Here is a 19,335-nt window from a genome sequence, read left to right on the forward strand (position 1 = left end):
AAAAATATATTTATTTCCATTCAACCTGAAATTGGAGATACTAGACCTACACTTATAATTATGTAGGTCTAACTTCATCTTCATCTAAACCATATATTTTACAATCGCATCTGCAATTCTTCTAGATGCTTCACCATCGCCGTATGGATTGGATGCTTTTGCCATTTTATCATGTGCTGCTTTGTCTGAAAGTAGTTCATTCGCAACATTGAAGATTGTATCCTCGTCTGTTCCAACTAACTTCAATGTGCCTGCTTCAATTCCTTCTGGTCGTTCTGTTGTATCACGAAGTACAAGCACTGGGACCCCTAGAGATGGAGCCTCTTCTTGCACGCCACCAGAATCCGTTAAAATTAAGTATGCATGTGCAGCAAAATTATGGAAGTCAACAACATCAAGTGGATTAATTAATTGAATTCGATCATCGTTTCCCAAAATTTCATTCGCTGTTTCTTGGACAACTGGATTTAAGTGGACTGGATAGACAACTTGGATGTCATCATGTTTTTCCACTAATCGTTTAATTGCACGAAACATCTGCTGCATGTTGCTGCCAAGATTTTCACGTCGATGTGCAGTCATTAATACGAGTCGCTTATCACCGAGTGCATCAATAATTGGACTTGAATAATCCTTATGAACTGTTGTTTTCAACGCATCAATTGCCGTATTTCCAGTTACATAAATACGGTCTGCTGGTTTATTTTCATCCAACAGATTTTGCTTCGATTTCTCTGTCGGTGAGAAGTGTAAATCAGCCATTACACCTGTAAGTTGGCGGTTCATTTCTTCCGGAAACGGAGAGTACTTATTCCAAGTACGAAGTCCAGCTTCCACGTGACCGACTGCAATTTGGTTATAATATGCTGCAAGTGAGCCTGCAAAAGTCGTACTCGTATCACCATGTACTAACACGATATCCGGTTGAACCTTTTTCATCACTTCATCAAGACCTTCTAAAGCACGGGTCGTGATTTGTGCTAACGTTTGTTGCTTCTTCATGATATTTAAATCATAGTCAGGTGTTATGCTGAAGATATCAAGTACTTGATCAAGCATTTCTCGATGCTGTGCAGTTACCGTTACAATCGACTCAAATTCGTCTGATCGTTTGTTTAGTTCTAAAACAAGTGGCGCCATTTTAATTGCTTCTGGTCTTGTTCCAAAAATAGTCATTACTTTAATGCGTTTGCTCATTTTATCACTTCGCTTTCTCCGTTATCTTCTTAACGAAACACAAAATCAGTTAAGTGTACATATTAGTTGTGTACTTCTCTGGAATCTGCATAATCCAACTCATACAAATTACCGAAATTATAATGGTTTACTTCAGCGCTCGCATTTTGAATACAATTCTTAGTATCTAATACATTAGCTGCTCGCATTAAGTTGCTTATCTCTTTCCAATTTAAATTCTTAAATTCATTATGATCAGTAAGAATTAACAAGATATCAGCACCTTGCAATGCTTCTTCATAGGTGGAAAGTGCAAAATCTACCTGTTCTTGTTTAACATATGGATCATAAATCTTCGTGTTAAAACCTTCAAACATTAATTGCTTAACAATCTTAATTGCTGGACTTTCTCTAATATCATCAATATTTCCTTTATAAGCCAACCCAAACACAGCAATTTTCGAAGATTTATCTACAGCTTTTCTCACTTGATTAACAACAAACTCAGGCATAGACTCATTTATTGTTCTTGCATTTGTAATTAATTTTGCATTATCCGGGTCTTTTTCAATGATAAAGTATGGATCTACAGCTAAACAGTGTCCTCCTACTCCAGGGCCTGGTTGATGAACATTCACCCTTGGATGTTCGTTTGCTAAAGAAATTACTTCTAAGGCATCTATATTTAATCCTTCAGAGATTTTTGTTAATTCGTTAGCTAACGCAATATTAACATCACGATAAGTATTTTCCATTAATTTAGACATTTCCGCGCTTTCTGCACTTGTTTCTAAAACTTTTCCTTTTACAAAAGTTCGATATACTTCGGCAGCTTTTTCAGTAGAAACAGTATTAATTCCACCTACAATTCTGTTATTCTCATAAAGTTCTATAAGAATCCTTCCAGGTAATACACGTTCAGGACAGTGTGCTAAATAGACATCATCACCAGATTCAAAACCAGCTTCATCTAGAATAGGAGCCACTACATCTCTTGTAGTTCTTGGTGGTATAGTTGATTCGACAATAATTGTATTTCCTTTTTTTAATACAGGTAAAATAGACTTAACTGCACTTTCAACATACTTTAAATTTGCGGATTGATCTTCATTGTGTGGAGTAGGAACAGCTACAATAAATACATCGGATTCTACTGGTGACATTCTTGCAACAAATTTATTCTCATTTACTACTTTTGCTACTAATTCATCTAATCCATTCTCTTCTATAATAACTTTTCCTTTATTTAATTCATCTACTACTAGAGAATTAACATCCACCCCTGTAACCTTCCATCCATTTTCTGCAAAAACTACCGCTGTCGGTAACCCAATGTACCCTAATCCCACTACACATAAATTTTTAGACATTTTTATTCACAACCCTTTCTATTTCATTAATATAGTCTTTTGCTAAAGATTCCCTATTAAAATGTTGTGTGACATATTTATAACCATTTTTACCTAGTTCTTTTAGATGCTCGGTATCATTGTATAATTTTAAAATCAAGCGTTTAAATTCTTCGGAATTATTTGGATCAACGTAATATCCACTTTCACTTTTCTCTACTAGTTCTCTAGCAACACCATCTATTCCTAATAAAATTGGTTTTGCACAGGACATATAGTCAAACACTTTATTTGGATACACAGTTTTAAAGGTATCATTCTTTTGTAATACTGCTGTACAAATATCTGAAGCATTACAAATATCAGGTATTATGCTCTTGGGCTGTGAATCAATAAAAATAACATTCTCAATCTTTTCTTTAATTGCACGTTTCTTCAAGCGGTCTTTTTCCATTCCATCCCCAACCAATAAAAAAACAATATCTTTAAGTGAAGAACACTTCTTGGCAACATTAAGAATGGAGTCTAAGTTATTTGCCACCCCATGCGCCCCCATATAAGTGATAATGAATTTATCTTGTAAGCTATATTTTTCTCGAAACCAGTTTTGTTTTTCAGTCGGTCTGAAAATATCAAGATCTGCTCCATTCGGTATCATAGTTACCTTATCTTCGGCAACATTCTTGTTCTCAATCAATGCTGTTTTAAATGCCGGGGTTAAAACATTTATTTTATTAGCAAATTTATAAGATAGTTTTTCAACGAGATATGCAGCTTCTATCATTACTTTATTATTAAGTACTCCTGTATCAATTGCAGATTCTGGCCATAAATCTCTCACTTCAAATATTAAGGGCATCGACTTTAAAAACTTTGCCAGCACCCCAGTTATTCCAACAAATAAAGGAGGTGAAGTAACTACAATTACATCATGTTTTTTTATTTTAAATAAAATAGCAATTAATGACGAGTATGTAAAAGAAAAATATCCCCATAATCGACCTAAAAATGATTTATTATAAGCTTCAGAGACATGTGTACGGTATACTGTAACATTCTCAGAGTACTTTTCTTTTACGATAAACTTCCCTTTATATTGCTCTTCTTTTTTCCCGGTTGAATAGTGAACAGTTCCAGCGACAACTGTTATTTCATGACCAGCATCTTCCCAGTATTTCACAAACTGGTTATACCTTGAACCACCAGGGTCATTTCTACCGAGAAAATATTGATGTAAAACTAATATCTTCATCTCTGTTAATCATCCTCTATGTTATCAAATACTTTGTCTTTACCAATTGGCAATAAATCCAATTTTATATTATCTATATAAACTCTCTCATTTTCAAATCTAATATCTGAATTCACTTTAGATACTACTGATATAAATCTTGTTTGCTTTTTTTGTTTACTTGAGAGTACTAAATGTGGTTTTTCCTTCTTAACACCATAGTATAGCGATTGCCAACCTTTAAATGGGAAATCATTTCCTTTATATAAAATACTATCTGTATCACTTGGAGAAAAGATTTCCATCTTATATCTATCTTCCTTTACATCAAAACGCCATTCACTTGATTTGGTTTTTTCGATTGAGTTTATTCCAAATAACCAAGAGAGTTGAATATCATTAGATTTATCATTAAAATCACCAAAAATATCATCTACAATAACCCAATGATCACTAATATTTAAAATACCTCTACGGTGAGTTAAGGGGCTATACCCATAATGCTCCCCCTCAAAAATAGTATACCGTTCCTGAATATCAAATTTTAGTAGTTTTGATTTTGTCCAATCTAACCAAATAAAGCGACTGCCTTTTTCCATTTGATCTTTATTATTAATCATAACTGTGTTGTGAGAAGTTGTTCCCATAAAATAAGATAAGTACTCCGGATTGGTATTATAAGAATAAGTACCTGAATCGGCTAATATATTTATATCATTTATCCATAAATCGAAGTGTAGCATATCTGCCTGTGCGGGCCTATGTTTATATGTTGTGCATCTTGTCATACCAAAACTACTCTTATTTCTAAAGGTATAATATCCGCCATTGGAAAATTCAACTGATTTCCTATCCAACATACTTACTTTATTATCGAAAGCGGCAGATCCGAATAACCATAAAATATTTTCATCATATGTGCCATTTTTATACAGTCTTTCTTTAGTAAAGCACATCCATGCAGCATTTAACTGTGGACGATAATCTAAATAATCATTTGTAGCCAATTGATGAATTAACGCACCATCATTCATACCATAGTTAGGTAACCTACCATTAGAATTTAATTGATGTTGATAAAGGAATATAACAGCATTTTTTAATCTATCTATTAGTTTTTCAGAGAAAACTTCATCATTTAACTCGCCTAATCGAATAGCCCAAGTGTAATCTTGTAACATAAGTCTATGGTAGTTCATAGAATTTTGAATATACGAACCGTCATCGTATATTTGCCACATAGCTTCTTTCTCTAAATACTTCCTGCCTTTTTCTTTCCATTTCTTTGCTTTATTCATAAATGGGAATAAAATACCTACCGAGTACAAAGCTACTGCCTCTGAAATTGTGTGATTATTTTTGACTGATTTTAAAGCGAAACTAAAATGTTTATCAATATGATCTAAATGTTGATATATTACTTTTAACAATAATGTAGCTCTAAATGGAGTTGTCTCTTTATGAGATAAAAAAGCAAATAACCCAAACAACCATGCCATCACTCTTAATGACATTTCTTGTCCATCTTTATAGTTAACTCCATATTCCATCGGATTTTCTTCAATCCAATCTTCAAGTAAAGACCAAAATTTTCTAACATATTTATCATCTTGCGAAAGGGTGTATGCTCTGACTAAATCATATACAAAAGAAAATCTAGATAACTCCCAAATAAATTTTATGTCTCCGAAATCGCTATTTAAGTCTGAAATTTCTATCCAGTGTTTGTCTTTTGGTGAACCTTTTTTGGTAAGTGGACTATAATGCCAGTCAAGTTTTGTAAAACTAGTAGTACGATTACTAAAATAATAATAATTATTATTAAGAATGTTATCAGCCTTATAAATAGATTTATCTATTGTTTCATTAGTTAGTATCTGCTCTAACTTTGTTTTTGTACTAGTCGCAAGATCTTTACTTGTGAAAAAAAAGTTCTGTTTCATGCTTTTGAGATATTCTAAAAGTGACATTTCACTATCAATTTCATTAGCATTTAAATATTGAAAGAAGTCAAAATTTGACAAATCTCTTGGTGGAAATTGTTTTTTTATCAAGCCTGCTCTTTTCATCAATTCATATTTCGCTCGAAATATGGTCCAGGGAAGTCCCATATTTTTTATTATTTTCAACTGATTTCTCATAATTTTAGTCCCCTAATTATTATACTCTATTTAACCTCACTAATTACCGGGATAAATTTCCCGCTTTTTGACCTTGGGATTGTAGAAGTGAAATTAAGAACTACAGACATATCATTTCCAAGATAATCTTTTATATTATTGATTATATCCTCTCGATCTTTCTTATTAAATTCTTCTCTCGGAACAATATTTATTACCAATTCATAATTTTCCTTCTGGTGAATTTGGATTTCTTTAGCCTTTTTAATATTTATTATTATCTTATTAAAATTGGCTATTTTCCTTCCATCTAAGGTGCTAACATAATTAGTACCCGTTCTACCATTCAAGTTCTTAATAACTGGTAAGTTCCTTCCACATGCACAAGTATGTTTACTAATCTCTGCTGAGTCACCAGTTTCATACCTAATTAACGGCATTGCATAATTGTATAAATTCGTTCCTATAATGCTATTTTCTTTAGTAATCTCAGTATATGAATACTCGTTATTCAAATGATATGTTCCATACTCACACTGTACAGCAGATGAAACATTCTCACCATTACCATAATAATCCAATATTTTTGCTCCAAAAGCTCTCTCTATAACTTCTCTCTGATTTGGGAATAATGTTTCCGAAGAAGTAAATATGGCCTTAACTCCGTTAATTTTAAGATTATTTTCAATTAGATAATTAGAAAGTAATGCAATTGAAGAAGGATAACCTTGTACATAACGTGGCCTGAATTTAACAATAGCATTATAAAGATTTTCGATTGTATTTTTGCTTATATGGTAACTAGATACTAACATTTGATTATCGGCGTAGTTATATCTCCATAATTTATCTTTACTATTATTTTTAACAAATGATCTACCAGCTATACTCAATAAGTTATCATCATAATTCACATTAGCCCATCTTCTCTGGCGCCAAACTATGGCATTTTCAGTTGGATGGTAAGCCGTTGGTTTGAATAATGCCAAAGGCTTACCAGTACTACCACTTGTAGTAAACTTTAATAACGATTTTTTATTATATTTTGATGAAATGAAGTCATCTGTATTATTTTTTATATCATCTTTACTGATTGTGGGGATTCTATTGAAATCTTCTAAGTTTTGTATCTTATAAACATCTATTCCATTCTTATCGTAAAGTCTTTTATAAAATGGAACAGTTTCGTACGAATGAATAACTATCTCCTTTATTTTCTGAAGACTAATGTTGTTCATATTTTCAACACTAAAATATTGAGATGCTTCAAGTTTCTCCAATTTATCATAAAAATACTTGTTAAATCTTTTTTTTCTTCTCATATAACCATATAAAGATAGCATTACATTTTGAACTGGAGTTGGTGTTTTCATAAATAAATCATCAATACTCATTGTAAATCCCCCTTAGAATAGTTATTTATTATCTGAAGATACTATTACTCCTTATAATTTTTTTGTTTGAATTTGTTAGGTAGAACCCGATAGTAATATTTTATATCCTTAATAGCTATATGAAATATATTAAACGGTATATAACTACTCAAAAACAGCAATAATAATAATACTAAGTAAGATATTAGTGTTCCTAAAGAAATGGATAATAAAATATGATCAAATTGTGATGCTATAAGTAATATTATAATCATTACAATAGTTGTGATAACGCTTTTTCTTAATGCTATTGATTGAATATTTTGTCTGATATATTCTGCAGACAATATTAAAGTTAATGAATAAATATAAATTATAATAAATGTTATTTTAAGAATAATATTACCATCTTCATAATTAGATCCAAATACTAGTGTTAAAATAGTTTGCGAAAACAAAATTCCAACTATCATTATAAATACTAGAACTAAATTAATGATTTTAAACAATTTATAGAGTTGAGTGTCATTTTTTTCTTGAATAATTATAGGTTGTATTGATTTAGGAATATACAAAATTGATTCAGAGATATTTTTAACAGCAGCAAAAATTCCAGCAACATAACTACCACCAAAGAAGTAAAGAATAAAAAAGTCTAATCTTTGCTGAATTATGGAATTGATATCTATTAAAAAGTTTTTACTTGAGATTCTAAATTGATATCTTAAGAGCAATAAATCCATTCGAGATAGTTTAAGATTCCTAGGAATTAAGATATTACTATATGAAACTATAGCTGTGATTCCAGCAGCAGAATAGAAAAGTAAATATATAATAAAATTATTCGGAGTAAATACTGCACTACATATTATCAAAACTAAATAGAAAATAACATTGTAAACCACAAGTTTGTTATATAAATTTAAAGCCATAAATTGGTATTGATAGACGAAAAATAAATATTGTACACTGAAAAAAAGTGCTAAAATAGTAGCATTAATTAAATTGTAAAAGAAACCAAAAGCTATAAATGATATAAAGAACATCAGTATGAATATAATAAAATAATACTTTCTAATAATATTGTTATATTTTCTTATTGTTATAATATTTTTAGATCTATTCAGTAAAAAATTATGGGTTCCAAATAAAAATATCAATGTAGTAGAAGCTGATACAGTTAAAAAAAGTGAATAATCACCAAAACCATCTGGACCAAGGTTCCTAGCAATTAAAACTGTTACAATTAGTTTTAATATAACGTTCGAAAACTTATTACTAAGTGATAGGATAAGATTTTTTATCATAGTAACCTTCTCATTTTATTATTATCTTTTAAAATTATTGCTATAAAAATACCTAAAATAATATTATGGGGTATAAGTTTAAATGTTGCAAAGAACATACTATATACCAAAATAGAAAGCGTAGCGAAAGAAAAAATATTAGTTAACAAAGCTTTACTTTGAAATCCTTTATAAAACAAGTAAATGAGTAAACCAAAAAAAACAAAACTACCAATTAATCCGACATTTGCTAACATAAATAGAAAAAAGTTATGAATATAATTAACATATTGTCCGTTTCCTGCATAACTAAATAGATTTCCTATTCCTGCTCCTACAAATGGATGCTCTCCAAATGCTTTAAATGCATCATGATATTCATGATATCTTTCCTGTACATTTACATCATTGCTAGTTAGATTCATAAACCTTGTGAAAAATGAATTGAATAAAACATTTAAAAAAGTAACCTTCTTAGCTAGAATTAATAAGATAGTAATTATAGATAAAAAGAGAATAGATAATTTTATATTTTTAATAATTTTATTTTTTTTGATTAAGTTATATAAAAATGCACAGAATACTATAAGACCATAGCTCAATATCATACTTCTTGTTTGAGTTACTGCAAATCCAGCTATATTTATAATTAATAGTATTTTTTCAAATGTGTTTATTTTCTTAAAGATAAACTTACAAGTTAATAAGGATGCAATAAATAATGGAAATGGGACCGTAGTATTTGAATCCAGTAATGTAATTCTTAATAATTCTGCTTTACCACTTATATATGTACTTAAGTAATAATATATATTTCTTAAACTATACATCGTACCTATAGCTAATAATATTTTATAGACAAATTCTTCTCCATTTTCCTCAACAATAAAGTAAAGGGCAAACGGTAAAAAGATTAGCAACACCACAAAAGGTATTACACCTCTAATAGCATCAAAAGGGTTTACTTGATTGTAAAAAATACTTGTACCAAGCATAATAACTGGTAGAAATAATAACACAGACGTAATAATCATATTTACTGCGTTTCTCTTAATGTACGGAATATACTTAATATTAATAAAGAAAAATAATAAGTATAGAAGTGAAAAAGTAATAGTAGATATAGATAAACTATTCGGTACTGCTGGTAAAAAATAAAGGGTTAATAAAAAGATTATTATTATCAACGAAATTAAACTCTTTTTTTTCATAACTATACTAATATTCTCCTAAAATTTCATAAATATCTTGTTCTACTTTCCTAATTATCGTGGCCGGGGCACCCGCAACAATAACATTGTTAGGAACATCTTTAGTTACTACTGAGTTAGCACCTATTATTACGTTGTTCCCGACTTTTACGTCTCCTAGTATTTTACTTCCTGTTCCAATATAAACCCTATCTCCTATTGTAGGGGCCTGACCTCTCTCGAGTTTTTTCCCGATTGTAACACCTTGTCCAATAATTACCCTATCCCCGATAATAGATTTTGAGTGTAAAACAACTCCAATACCACCATAAGCAAATTTACTTTCTTTTCCAATTTTGCAAGTATAGGGTACCACAGAATTAAAAAGTAAAAAAATCAAATTTTTTACGAATCTAGGTATGATTGGGATTTTTTTTAAATAGCAAAAGTTAGCGATTCTATAAAATTTAATTGCGTTCACGTAACTCACCCTCTTATTTTATTTAGTTCAAAATTTAATTTACAAGGCCATTCATTTTTTATTGAATATTTCTATCGTGTATTATTTTCGAGATCAAGATGGATCAACTTTATAGCAGAATTCAATTTCATATTTTCAACTAGTGATCTTTCTGTTATCAAACTAAAAAGTCTAGTGATCTGTTCCAACCTGTGGTAGTACAGATGAATTGATTCTTAGTATGCCCAGTAAAGCCCTCATAGAACATTATACTAAACGAAACAGGCTTGTTAAACGGCATTGCTTTTACTGTAATTGGTGGATGCCTCAATAACTTATTTTCGTAATTAGTCCTGACTCCAGTGGTACTACTCAATATTAAAAAATCAATATTAATTCACATACTTTTTATTCTTGCTAACAACGAGTCAAGAGGATTCTAGAATTTTCATAAAGTAATCGAACATAACTGTATTCGTCTGGATTAGCCTTTCCCTCTTTCATGTTACTACTTAAAATTATAGAGTTACACTACCAGCATTTTTTTATTGAAGTCATGACTCATTTACTGCCAATAATGTTCTTTCCATATAAACAATCGCCATTAAAGCATCTTTCAATTCAACAGCGTCATACCTATTAAATTTATCAATCAGGTTGAAAATCATCGCTGAATCAACTTCAACCGTCCGACCAACGTAAATCTTCTCATAAACCTCACCTGGAAGAACCTCATTCTCATTCAACAATTCCTCAAACATCTTTTCACCGGGTCGTATTCCACTATATTCTATTGAAATCTCGTCTTCAGTATATCCTGATAGTCTAATAAGATTCTTCGCTAAATCAGAAATCTTCACAGGTTCACCCATATCAAGCACAAAGATTTCTCCACCTTTTGCAAGAGTTCCTGCTTGAATTACGAGTCTCGATGCTTCCGGAATTGTCATGAAGTAACGCGTCATGTCTGGATGAGTAACTGTTACCGGACCACCTTTTTCAATTTGCTTTTTGAATAACGGAATAACACTACCACGGCTTCCAAGAACATTACCAAACCGAACAGCGACAAATTTTGTCTTACTTCGCTGTGCCAAGTCTTGTACAACCATCTCTGCAACACGTTTTGTTGCCCCCATCACATTCGTTGGGTTGACTGCTTTATCAGTCGAAACCATAACAAAGGTCTTCACACCAAATGCATCCGCCGCTTCCGCAACATTCCTAGTTCCAATAATATTGTTTTTAACTGCTTCATGTGGATTATATTCCATTAAAGGTACATGCTTATGTGCTGCAGCATGATATATAATTGCCGGATGGTGGTCATCCACTATTCCAAACATGCGGTCACGATCTTGAACATCGCCGATAATTGGGACAATTTCCGTTTCAGTTTCACCATATTTTTGTTTCAATTCCATGTCAATCGAATAAATGCTATATTCACCGTGTCCAACAAGTAGGATTTTCTTCGGTGTAAAACGCATCAATTGGCGACAAATCTCTGAACCAATCGATCCACCAGCACCGGTTACCATAACTGTATTATCAGTAACATACTCAGATATGGCATTAATATCGAGTTTAACAGGCTCACGTCCAAGTAAATCCTCAACCTCTACATTCTTCAGGTTACTAACCGATACTTTCCCAGTCATCAAATCCTCAATCTTAGGGATCATTTGCACTTTAACATTCGTCTTATTACATTCCGTCACAATTTTCTCTAAAGAACCATTACGTAAGGATGGAATCGCAATAACGATATGATCAATCTTCATTTTTTCTACTATTTGTGAGATATCTTTCACTTCACCTAGTACAGGAAGATTATATAATTGCATTTTTTGTTTTGTTAAATCATCATCAACAAATGCTACTGGTAATAATTCATTACTATGATGGTCATTTTGTAGCTGTCTGGCAACCATTGCGCCAGCTGAACCTGCACCGACAATTAGGGTGCGTTTTTGTTCTGTTGGATTTTTAATATAACGGTCACGGAACACCCGCCACATAAAGCGTGACCCACCAATTAGTAAAATGTGAAGTAGCCACGTCACGAGTAGTGCGCGACTATATAAAGAGAAACCATTTGCGAGGTATTGTATGATTCCAGCAGTGATAATTGATAATGTTACAGCTTTAACAATAGTAATCAATTCTCCGACACTAGCATAAGACCATACCTTGTTGTACAGTTTGTAGTAAAATGCGAAAATATGATGAAAGATTAGTAGTGCGACTGCGCTTATGATTAATGCATCTGTATGAAGAACATCTACTTGTGGATAGACAATCCATGATGCAATGAAGATTGCTGTACTAACAATCAGTGAATCTAGTATAATTAATAATGTTAATCTTCTCCGGTAGCTCAAGTTGTCCGCTCCTTCCTAGGGTATCTAGTTTGAATATTTTATCGTTTTTAAATTAGCTATATCGAGCCAAAAGAAACATTTTGTATACAGCTTAACGCTATGAAATCTATATTACTAAAGACCTAGTCATATTATAAGTGACTTTCTACAAATAAAGTCATATGTTATCTTTTGCTGTAATTAATTCTTGAAAATACATGATAGTATTCTCGCGATTTCGAATATTTAATTTATTATATATATCACTAATATAATTTTTCACGGTACCTAGACTTAGAAATAACTGGTGAGCAATTTGATTATTCGTGTTACCTTCCATTAATAGATAAAAAACATCTAATTCTCTGTTAGTGTATTGATATCCTGAACGTTCCAAGCGGAGTGCAAGTATTTGCTTTTTATTCAATGTTAATTCTCGTATTCGATTAGCAAGAATACGAGAGACTTCTCCTGATAATACCATTACACCACAGGATGCATCACGAATACAGTCGATTAGTTTATCTGCATAAAGATTTTTTAATAACAATCCATCTGCTCCTGTATTAATTCCACTAATGATAAAGTCATCATCCGCTCTGGTCGTTAATAACACCACTTTTATCCCAGGATAGTTCCTTTTCACATAGCTCGTTGTCTCAACCCCATCCATTTCTGGCATATGTATATCCATGACAACAACGTCTGGTTGTGCTTGTTCGATTTCTTGGATAGCTTCTTTTCCATTATCTGCGGTTCCAGTCACATGGATATCTTCCGCTCGCTCAAGTATTGACTTTACGCCTTCACGAAACAATCGTTGATCATCAACTAACAAAACCTTAATCATGCCATCTGCTCCTTACTTTACGTTTTAGTTTCGTCTATAGTGTATTCTTCTATATTAAGAAAACACTATAGATGAAATCCTCAAACGTAATATAGATGTCTAGAACGATAAGGGTTAAAATAATCCTAGAAACTTTTTCTTTTTCTTCCTGATTGAGGAAGGTTCTAATCGATTGACATTTTGATTGTCGATAAGCAACTGACCATTCTCCATAAACATGTAGAAATAATCCGTTCCAAATTCACTTTTCACTTCACGAAATGCTTCTTGCATAGAGAAACCTCTTGATGTCGTATTATGTGCATCTGAAGCAACAAAATGTGTCAGATTTGCTTCAATCAATTGATGGGAGAAAGTCTTAATATTCTTTCCAAACTTGCCAACAATACTGGCTGCTGTTACTTGGGTTAGCGCGCCATTTCGCACAAATTCATATAGCTTGTTCGGATGTTCGATTAACTCTTGATTTCTTTCTGGGTGAACGATTATGGGTGTGTATCCTGCGACTTGAAGGTCAAATAGCATTTGGCTCGAATAACGCGGAACATGCGCGGATGGGAATTCAACAAATAAATATTTACTATCGTTTAACGATAGTAATTCTCCACTATTGATATCCTCCACCATGTCCCCGTTAATCCTCGTTTCTTGACCTGGCAATACGATAAGCGGGATATCTTCACGAACTAATAGTTCATTTAATATATCTACATCTCGCATAATGCTTCCTCGTTTATTATCATACTTGCCATTTCTATGGTGAGGGGTTGCAATTATAGTAGTTATACCCTGTGCTGCGGCCTCTCTCGCCATCTCAAGGCTATCCTCTTCCGTCTGTGCCCCATCGTCAATGCCAGGCAGAATATGTGAATGGATATCAATCATACTACATACTTCCTCTCTTCTTTACTATTATTTAAAGTGATATTTACGAATAATTTCCATAATAGTACATATTATAACAGAATACGAGTGTAGTTTCACAGATGCGTATGTTAAGTTTTATTACTATCTTATTACTTAATTGTTACTTAATCCATCCATTCAATATAAACAAAGAATTAATAATAAATACGATACTTTTGATATCGTAATCTTCCATCTATTCTCTATTATTAAACTGACAAAAGAGAAACCCCCTACATGTCGCTTTGCAAGGAGTTTATTTTTTTAATTTGTACCGTAGTAATAATAATAGTTAGAAGAGGATTTTTCACGTCCATTTAGTACAGTACCAAGTAATTTTGCTTTCGCAGGCTCAAGCGCTTCTTTCGCTTTCTTCGCTGCTTCAAGATCAGTATGCTTACTGCGTACTACTAAAATGGAACCATCTACAATATTTGCCAAAATTTGTGCATCTGTCACAGCTAATACTGGTGGTGTGTCAAAAATGACAATATCATAGGTCTTCTCGGCATCCTTCAGGAATGTTTCCATCTTTCTTGATGCTAATAATTCTGAAGGGTTCGGTGGAATTGGTCCACATGAAATAACATCAAGATTTTCTATATTCGTGCGATTTACTGTTTCATCAATCGTATGCTCACCAACAAGAATATTGCTCAACCCCCGTAAATTATCCAAGCGGAACGTATAATGTACGGTCGGTTTTCTTAAGTCAGCATCAATCAGCAGTACTTTCTTACCAGCTTGTGCATATACCACCGCAAGATTCGCAACCGTAGTAGATTTTCCTTCTGCTGGTCCAGAAGAAGAAACGATCAATGATTTGATTTCATTATCTACAGATGAGAATTGGATATTCGTACGGACTGTACGATATTGCTCAGAGATAGGCGATTTCGGATTTACCTGTGCGATTAAATGCCTGAATTTATTTACCGTATTACCTTTAGACTGTTTTCCTTTGCGCGCCATCTAATCCACTCCTCCTCATTTGTTTCGATTGAAATGCAAATTGATTTTCCTGTACATCTTCATCACTAACTCTTGATATTACACCAAGTACAGGTAAACCAAGCTTCTTCTCTACGTCGTCTTCCGTTGTAATTGAATTATCTAAGTACTCAAGCAAGAATGCTAAACCAATACCGACCATGATCCCTAGGACAATAGCGATTGCAATGTTTAAAATTGGATTCGGTGCAACTGGGATGGGATTCGGGCTTAATTGTGCCTGCGTTAGAATATTAACGTTATTAACATTCATAAGTTCTGGAATTTCATTTTGGAAGATACCGACCGTTGAATTCGCAATTTTTACTGCTTGAGCAGGATCTTCATCTGTAGCTGTAACAGTAACTACTTGAGAGTTATCTGCACTCGAAACAGCAATTTTAGAACTTAGTGCCCCAGCAGAATATGGAAGATTTAATTCTTCGATAACTTTATCTAAAATTGCTGGTGTTTTAATAATGACATTATAAGTATTGATTAATTGCAGGTCTGTTTGTATATTTCCTGGATTTAATTGTACATTAGGATCTTGTTGCTCCTGATTAACGATAAACTGTGAGCTCGCCTCATAGGTTGGCGTTATTACAAAATAGCTGATTACTGCAGCTATTATCGCGGCTCCGAGCGTGAGTGCTGAAATTAGTAGGAGACGCTTTTTAATCACCTCGAATATCTCTTTCAAGGATATTGTTTCTTCCATGATGTAACCTCCGGATTCATTGTTATTCTTCTGAAAGCAACAAACAAATAAACTCGTTCACTACTATTTCAGATTACATTAACGAATTATATCATAATACTTTATAAATGTGATAAGTAATTTTGGAAGTCTATGTAAATTATTGGAAGAATTTAGCGAATTGATTTGCTAGATTAATAGTGAGATAGTTACAAATTCATAGGTATAAAGCATCTCTTTTATTGAAGCAATGCGGTTATTGGATGTTTGACTTTTCTAAAATATCGACTAGACTTTATATCCAGTTCTGCCTATTTTTGGTTACATTACAAATATATTACAATTTACATATCAATCTACCAAAATTATACAGTAAAGGATATAATATATTGTAATTATTATAGAAAATTTGACAACAGATATGGGGGATTTTTACATTGGCCAACAAGAAAGTTATGATGTCGGTAACTGCGAGTGCCGCACTTGCATCTTTAATTATTGGAGCACAAGATGCAGAAGCAGCATCGTACAAGGTACAGAGTGGTGATTCACTATGGTCCATCGCACAGAAACATCAAACATCCGTTTCTAACTTAAAATCAGTGAATAAATTAACTTCTGATGTAATTTATCCGAATCAAGTATTGGAAACAGGCACGAATTCCGTTACACAGCCTAAGAAATCAAATCCAAGCACATCTACACCTACTACTAATCAATCTACATATACAGTAAAAGCTGGTGACACACTAAGCGGTATCGCCTCAAAGCATAAGATTTCACTATCCAACTTGATGAAATGGAACGGATTAACCACAACATTAATCTATCCAGGAAATGTTTTCGTTGTAAGTAACCCAGGAAATAGCAGCGCACCATCAACACCTGCTAAGCCAAAACAACCTGCAAAGGCACCAGTAGATAACGGCAGCGGATCAGTTTACACTGTTAAATCTGGTGACACACTTTCACGTATTGGCTCACAATACGGCGTAAGTGTCGCTAACCTGAAACAATGGAACAACTTGAAATCTGATATGATCTATATCGGACAAAAACTAAACATCAAAGGTGGAAATGCACCAGCAACCCCACCAGCGAAGCAAACACCTAAAGCACCTCAAACTGACGTTAGCTACAATGTGGACAAGCTTATCAGCACAGCAAAAAGCATGAATGGCGTAAAATACGTATGGGGTGGATCATCACCAAGCGGATTTGACTGCAGCGGATTCATATATTATGCATACAAACAAGCAGGCATGAACATCAGCCGAACATCAGCAGCAGGATTCTTTGATCGTTCATACTATGTAAATTCACCACAACCAGGAGACCTAGTATTCTTCTCAGGAACATACAAAGCAGGCATCTCCCACATGGGAATCTACTTAGGTGGCGGACAGTTCATCCATGCAGGATCTGATGGGGTAGAGATTACTAGTGTAAGTAACTCATATTGGAAGAAGCATTTTGATAGTTATAAGAGATTTTATTAAAATCATATAGAGATTGAAAAAGAGGAACCCTGGAATGGGTTCCTCTTTTTTTTGGGTTCGAGAAGTTACTTTCCATTCTTCCTTCCTCTTCCACCATAATTCAACGCAATAATTCCTACTGCCACAAGTGCTATTGCACCAACAATATACACATTTATCGCTTCTCCCGGAATCAACATCGCTGATAATAACGCTCCAGATAAAGGAGTAATAAATTTATAAATCGCGATTTCTCCAGCTTTATTGTATTTCAATATCGAATACCAGAGTGCGAATGCGACAGCTGATAGGAGTGCGGAGTAGAAGAATAGTCCCCAGCCCAGAGGTGTGAAGCGCATTGCATTTTCACTAAGTTGTGGCAAGCCAATCAGAAGCATCACCGCTGCACCGATGGATAGCTGCCAACCGGTTAATGTAAATGGATGGATTCCGACTGCGAGTTCCTTCGCCATGATTGTTGCAATGGCCGCTGCTACAGCAGATAATATCATGAAGCCTTCCCCATTCAATTGGAAGCTTAGCTCGAGACCTTGTCCCCAGTTCGCTACGATTATTCCTGCGAAGCCGGCAATTAGTCCAATTCCCTTTTTCCAGTCCATCCGATCATTTTTATAAAAGAAATGGGCTAAGATTACAACAAAAAATGTGCCAGCTGAGGATAGGATTGCTCCTTGCATCCCTGTAACGTTTGCGAGTCCATTATAAAAGAAGTAGTATTGCACGGTCGTTTGGAAGATCCCTAGCAGAATTAACACAGGAATTTGCCTGCGAGTGACGAGGAGTCGTTTGGGATTTGTTATGATAAGTCCCACCAAAATCATGAGTCCTGCTAAGAGGAAACGCATTCCCGCTAAGACCATTTTTGCAATCGTATCATCGGCTGCCATTTGCAATTCCTCATAGCTTATTTTCAGTACAGGAAATGCGCTGCCCCATAATATCGAACAAAAAATGGCAATTAAAATGACTGCCCATTTTTTCTCATAAATACTTTTCAAAACATGTCAGCTCCTAAACTATTTCATACGCGTGAATCGCAACACGCCAAAGGAGATTATACTATATTTATAAATCAGGACCAAATGAAGCGAATTATAGAGAGGAAAGGCATCAACTGTCCAACATTTTCAAAACTTCTTTGAAAAATTAATTCTCCATACAATACCTTTACATTGATCAAGGATTCGGATTAGGAGCAATTTCCTAGTATAATCCAGCCCTTCTAACAATAAGATTTATTAGAAAACTATTTTGTCACCAAACATTTCGGTGACAAAATTAGTTGCGCTTATGTAGTAAGAAATATTTTATACTTTCTTAGCTACTAAACAAGCTATTTGGAGGGATAATATGAGCGGCGCTTCACTAATTACGGCAGAAATGATTGCCAGATATTATGACCTTAATAAATTGAAGAAAGAAATCGATTCGGAAATGAGTCAATTAAAGAAACAATTTCACGCCTACTTTGACGAGCAGGTTGGAGTCAACACGAAAGGAGAAATCACGAACAATGGATTCAAGCTGCAGCGGCAAATACGAAAGGTTGAGAAATTTGTGGACGACCTTACTGTTACGAGATTAGAAGAGTTGAATATGGATGAGTTAATTTATGTTGAGAAAAAGCCAGATGACGAGAAAATCAACGCAGCTATTAGTCTAGGATTGTTGAATGAAGAGGATATTAGTGATTGCCGGATGAGTAGCTTTTCCGGGGCAATATCGGTGAAGGAAGTTTAAATAGAATCTCTTAGGTTGCTTGATTTAAACTACTTTCTCCCGATTCAGTACTACAGGCCTCCTCCCTATAGGTGGTCGTCAAAGAATTTTTATTAAAGATAG

The 19,335-nt window shown here is 33.6% G+C and carries 16 protein-coding genes; 2 read left to right on the forward strand and 14 right to left on the reverse strand.

Translation table 11 applies throughout. The features are described from left to right. Nucleotides 1-84 precede the first annotated feature (84 nt). From wecB to CUC15_RS16745, 13 genes are all read right to left on the reverse strand, one after another. Nucleotides 85-1,197 carry a non-hydrolyzing UDP-N-acetylglucosamine 2-epimerase gene (gene wecB / locus CUC15_RS16685; protein WP_114917748.1) on the reverse strand — a complete coding sequence of 371 codons (1,113 nt, stop codon included), beginning with the start codon at nucleotides 1,195-1,197 and terminating at the stop codon, nucleotides 85-87. 62 nt (nucleotides 1,198-1,259) lie between these two features. Next, the gene (locus tag CUC15_RS16690) at nucleotides 1,260-2,546 is read right to left on the reverse strand and encodes a nucleotide sugar dehydrogenase (RefSeq protein WP_114917749.1); all 1,287 of its coding nucleotides are present in this window, start codon (nucleotides 2,544-2,546) and stop codon (nucleotides 1,260-1,262) included. Next, complete coding sequence (locus CUC15_RS16695) at nucleotides 2,539-3,777, reverse strand: glycosyltransferase family 4 protein (RefSeq protein ID WP_114917750.1); 1,239 nt, start codon at nucleotides 3,775-3,777, stop codon at nucleotides 2,539-2,541. The genes CUC15_RS16690 and CUC15_RS16695 overlap by 8 nt, the downstream gene beginning before the upstream one ends. A gap of 5 nt (nucleotides 3,778-3,782) precedes the next feature. Further along, nucleotides 3,783-5,897: an alginate lyase family protein gene (locus tag CUC15_RS16700; RefSeq protein ID WP_114917751.1), complete on the reverse strand. Its 2,115-nt coding sequence runs from the start codon at nucleotides 5,895-5,897 to the stop codon at nucleotides 3,783-3,785. A gap of 26 nt (nucleotides 5,898-5,923) precedes the next feature. After that, nucleotides 5,924-7,270 (reverse strand): phenylacetate--CoA ligase family protein, encoded by a 1,347-nt coding sequence (locus tag CUC15_RS16705; RefSeq protein WP_114917752.1) that lies wholly within the window; start codon nucleotides 7,268-7,270, stop codon nucleotides 5,924-5,926. 44 nt (nucleotides 7,271-7,314) lie between these two features. Next, the gene (locus tag CUC15_RS16710) at nucleotides 7,315-8,556 is read right to left on the reverse strand and encodes an MATE family efflux transporter (RefSeq protein WP_114917753.1); all 1,242 of its coding nucleotides are present in this window, start codon (nucleotides 8,554-8,556) and stop codon (nucleotides 7,315-7,317) included. Continuing rightward, complete coding sequence (locus CUC15_RS16715; protein WP_114917754.1) at nucleotides 8,553-9,746, reverse strand: O-antigen ligase family protein; 1,194 nt, start codon at nucleotides 9,744-9,746, stop codon at nucleotides 8,553-8,555. Before CUC15_RS16715 ends, CUC15_RS16710 begins: the two co-directional genes overlap by 4 nt. Nucleotides 9,747-9,753: 7 nt before the next feature. After that, entirely contained in the window at nucleotides 9,754-10,206 is a 453-nt protein-coding gene (locus CUC15_RS16720) for a serine O-acetyltransferase (protein WP_114917755.1), read from the reverse strand. Between the two features lie 533 nt (nucleotides 10,207-10,739). Further along, entirely contained in the window at nucleotides 10,740-12,569 is a 1,830-nt protein-coding gene (locus CUC15_RS16725) for a polysaccharide biosynthesis protein (protein ID WP_114917756.1), read from the reverse strand. A gap of 157 nt (nucleotides 12,570-12,726) precedes the next feature. After that, nucleotides 12,727-13,398 carry a response regulator transcription factor gene (locus CUC15_RS16730; protein ID WP_114917757.1) on the reverse strand — a complete coding sequence of 224 codons (672 nt, stop codon included), beginning with the start codon at nucleotides 13,396-13,398 and terminating at the stop codon, nucleotides 12,727-12,729. Nucleotides 13,399-13,512: 114 nt separating this feature from the next. Beyond that, a complete protein-coding gene (locus CUC15_RS16735) occupies nucleotides 13,513-14,283 on the reverse strand; it encodes a tyrosine-protein phosphatase (protein WP_114917758.1) in 771 nt (256 codons plus the stop codon). Between the two features lie 285 nt (nucleotides 14,284-14,568). Then, nucleotides 14,569-15,276 (reverse strand): CpsD/CapB family tyrosine-protein kinase, encoded by a 708-nt coding sequence (locus tag CUC15_RS16740; RefSeq protein WP_114917759.1) that lies wholly within the window; start codon nucleotides 15,274-15,276, stop codon nucleotides 14,569-14,571. Next, nucleotides 15,251-16,015 carry a YveK family protein gene (locus tag CUC15_RS16745; RefSeq protein WP_114917760.1) on the reverse strand — a complete coding sequence of 255 codons (765 nt, stop codon included), beginning with the start codon at nucleotides 16,013-16,015 and terminating at the stop codon, nucleotides 15,251-15,253. The genes CUC15_RS16740 and CUC15_RS16745 overlap by 26 nt, the downstream gene beginning before the upstream one ends. A gap of 416 nt (nucleotides 16,016-16,431) precedes the next feature. Between CUC15_RS16745 and CUC15_RS16750 the strand changes: the two genes are divergently transcribed. Continuing rightward, nucleotides 16,432-17,493, forward strand: a complete 1,062-nt coding sequence (locus tag CUC15_RS16750; protein WP_205317624.1) for a C40 family peptidase — start codon at nucleotides 16,432-16,434, stop codon at nucleotides 17,491-17,493. A gap of 65 nt (nucleotides 17,494-17,558) precedes the next feature. Here the strand turns inward: CUC15_RS16750 and CUC15_RS16755 are convergent, their stop codons facing one another. Beyond that, nucleotides 17,559-18,491, reverse strand: coding sequence for a DMT family transporter (locus CUC15_RS16755; protein WP_114917761.1), 933 nt, complete (start codon nucleotides 18,489-18,491; stop codon nucleotides 17,559-17,561). Nucleotides 18,492-18,843: 352 nt separating this feature from the next. Between CUC15_RS16755 and CUC15_RS16760 the strand changes: the two genes are divergently transcribed. Next, nucleotides 18,844-19,233, forward strand: coding sequence for a hypothetical protein (locus CUC15_RS16760; protein ID WP_114917762.1), 390 nt, complete (start codon nucleotides 18,844-18,846; stop codon nucleotides 19,231-19,233). Nucleotides 19,234-19,335: the final 102 nt, after the last annotated feature.

The sequence above is a fragment of the Oceanobacillus zhaokaii genome, assembly GCF_003352005.1.
In the GTDB taxonomy this organism is placed as follows: domain Bacteria; phylum Bacillota; class Bacilli; order Bacillales; family Amphibacillaceae; genus Oceanobacillus; species Oceanobacillus zhaokaii.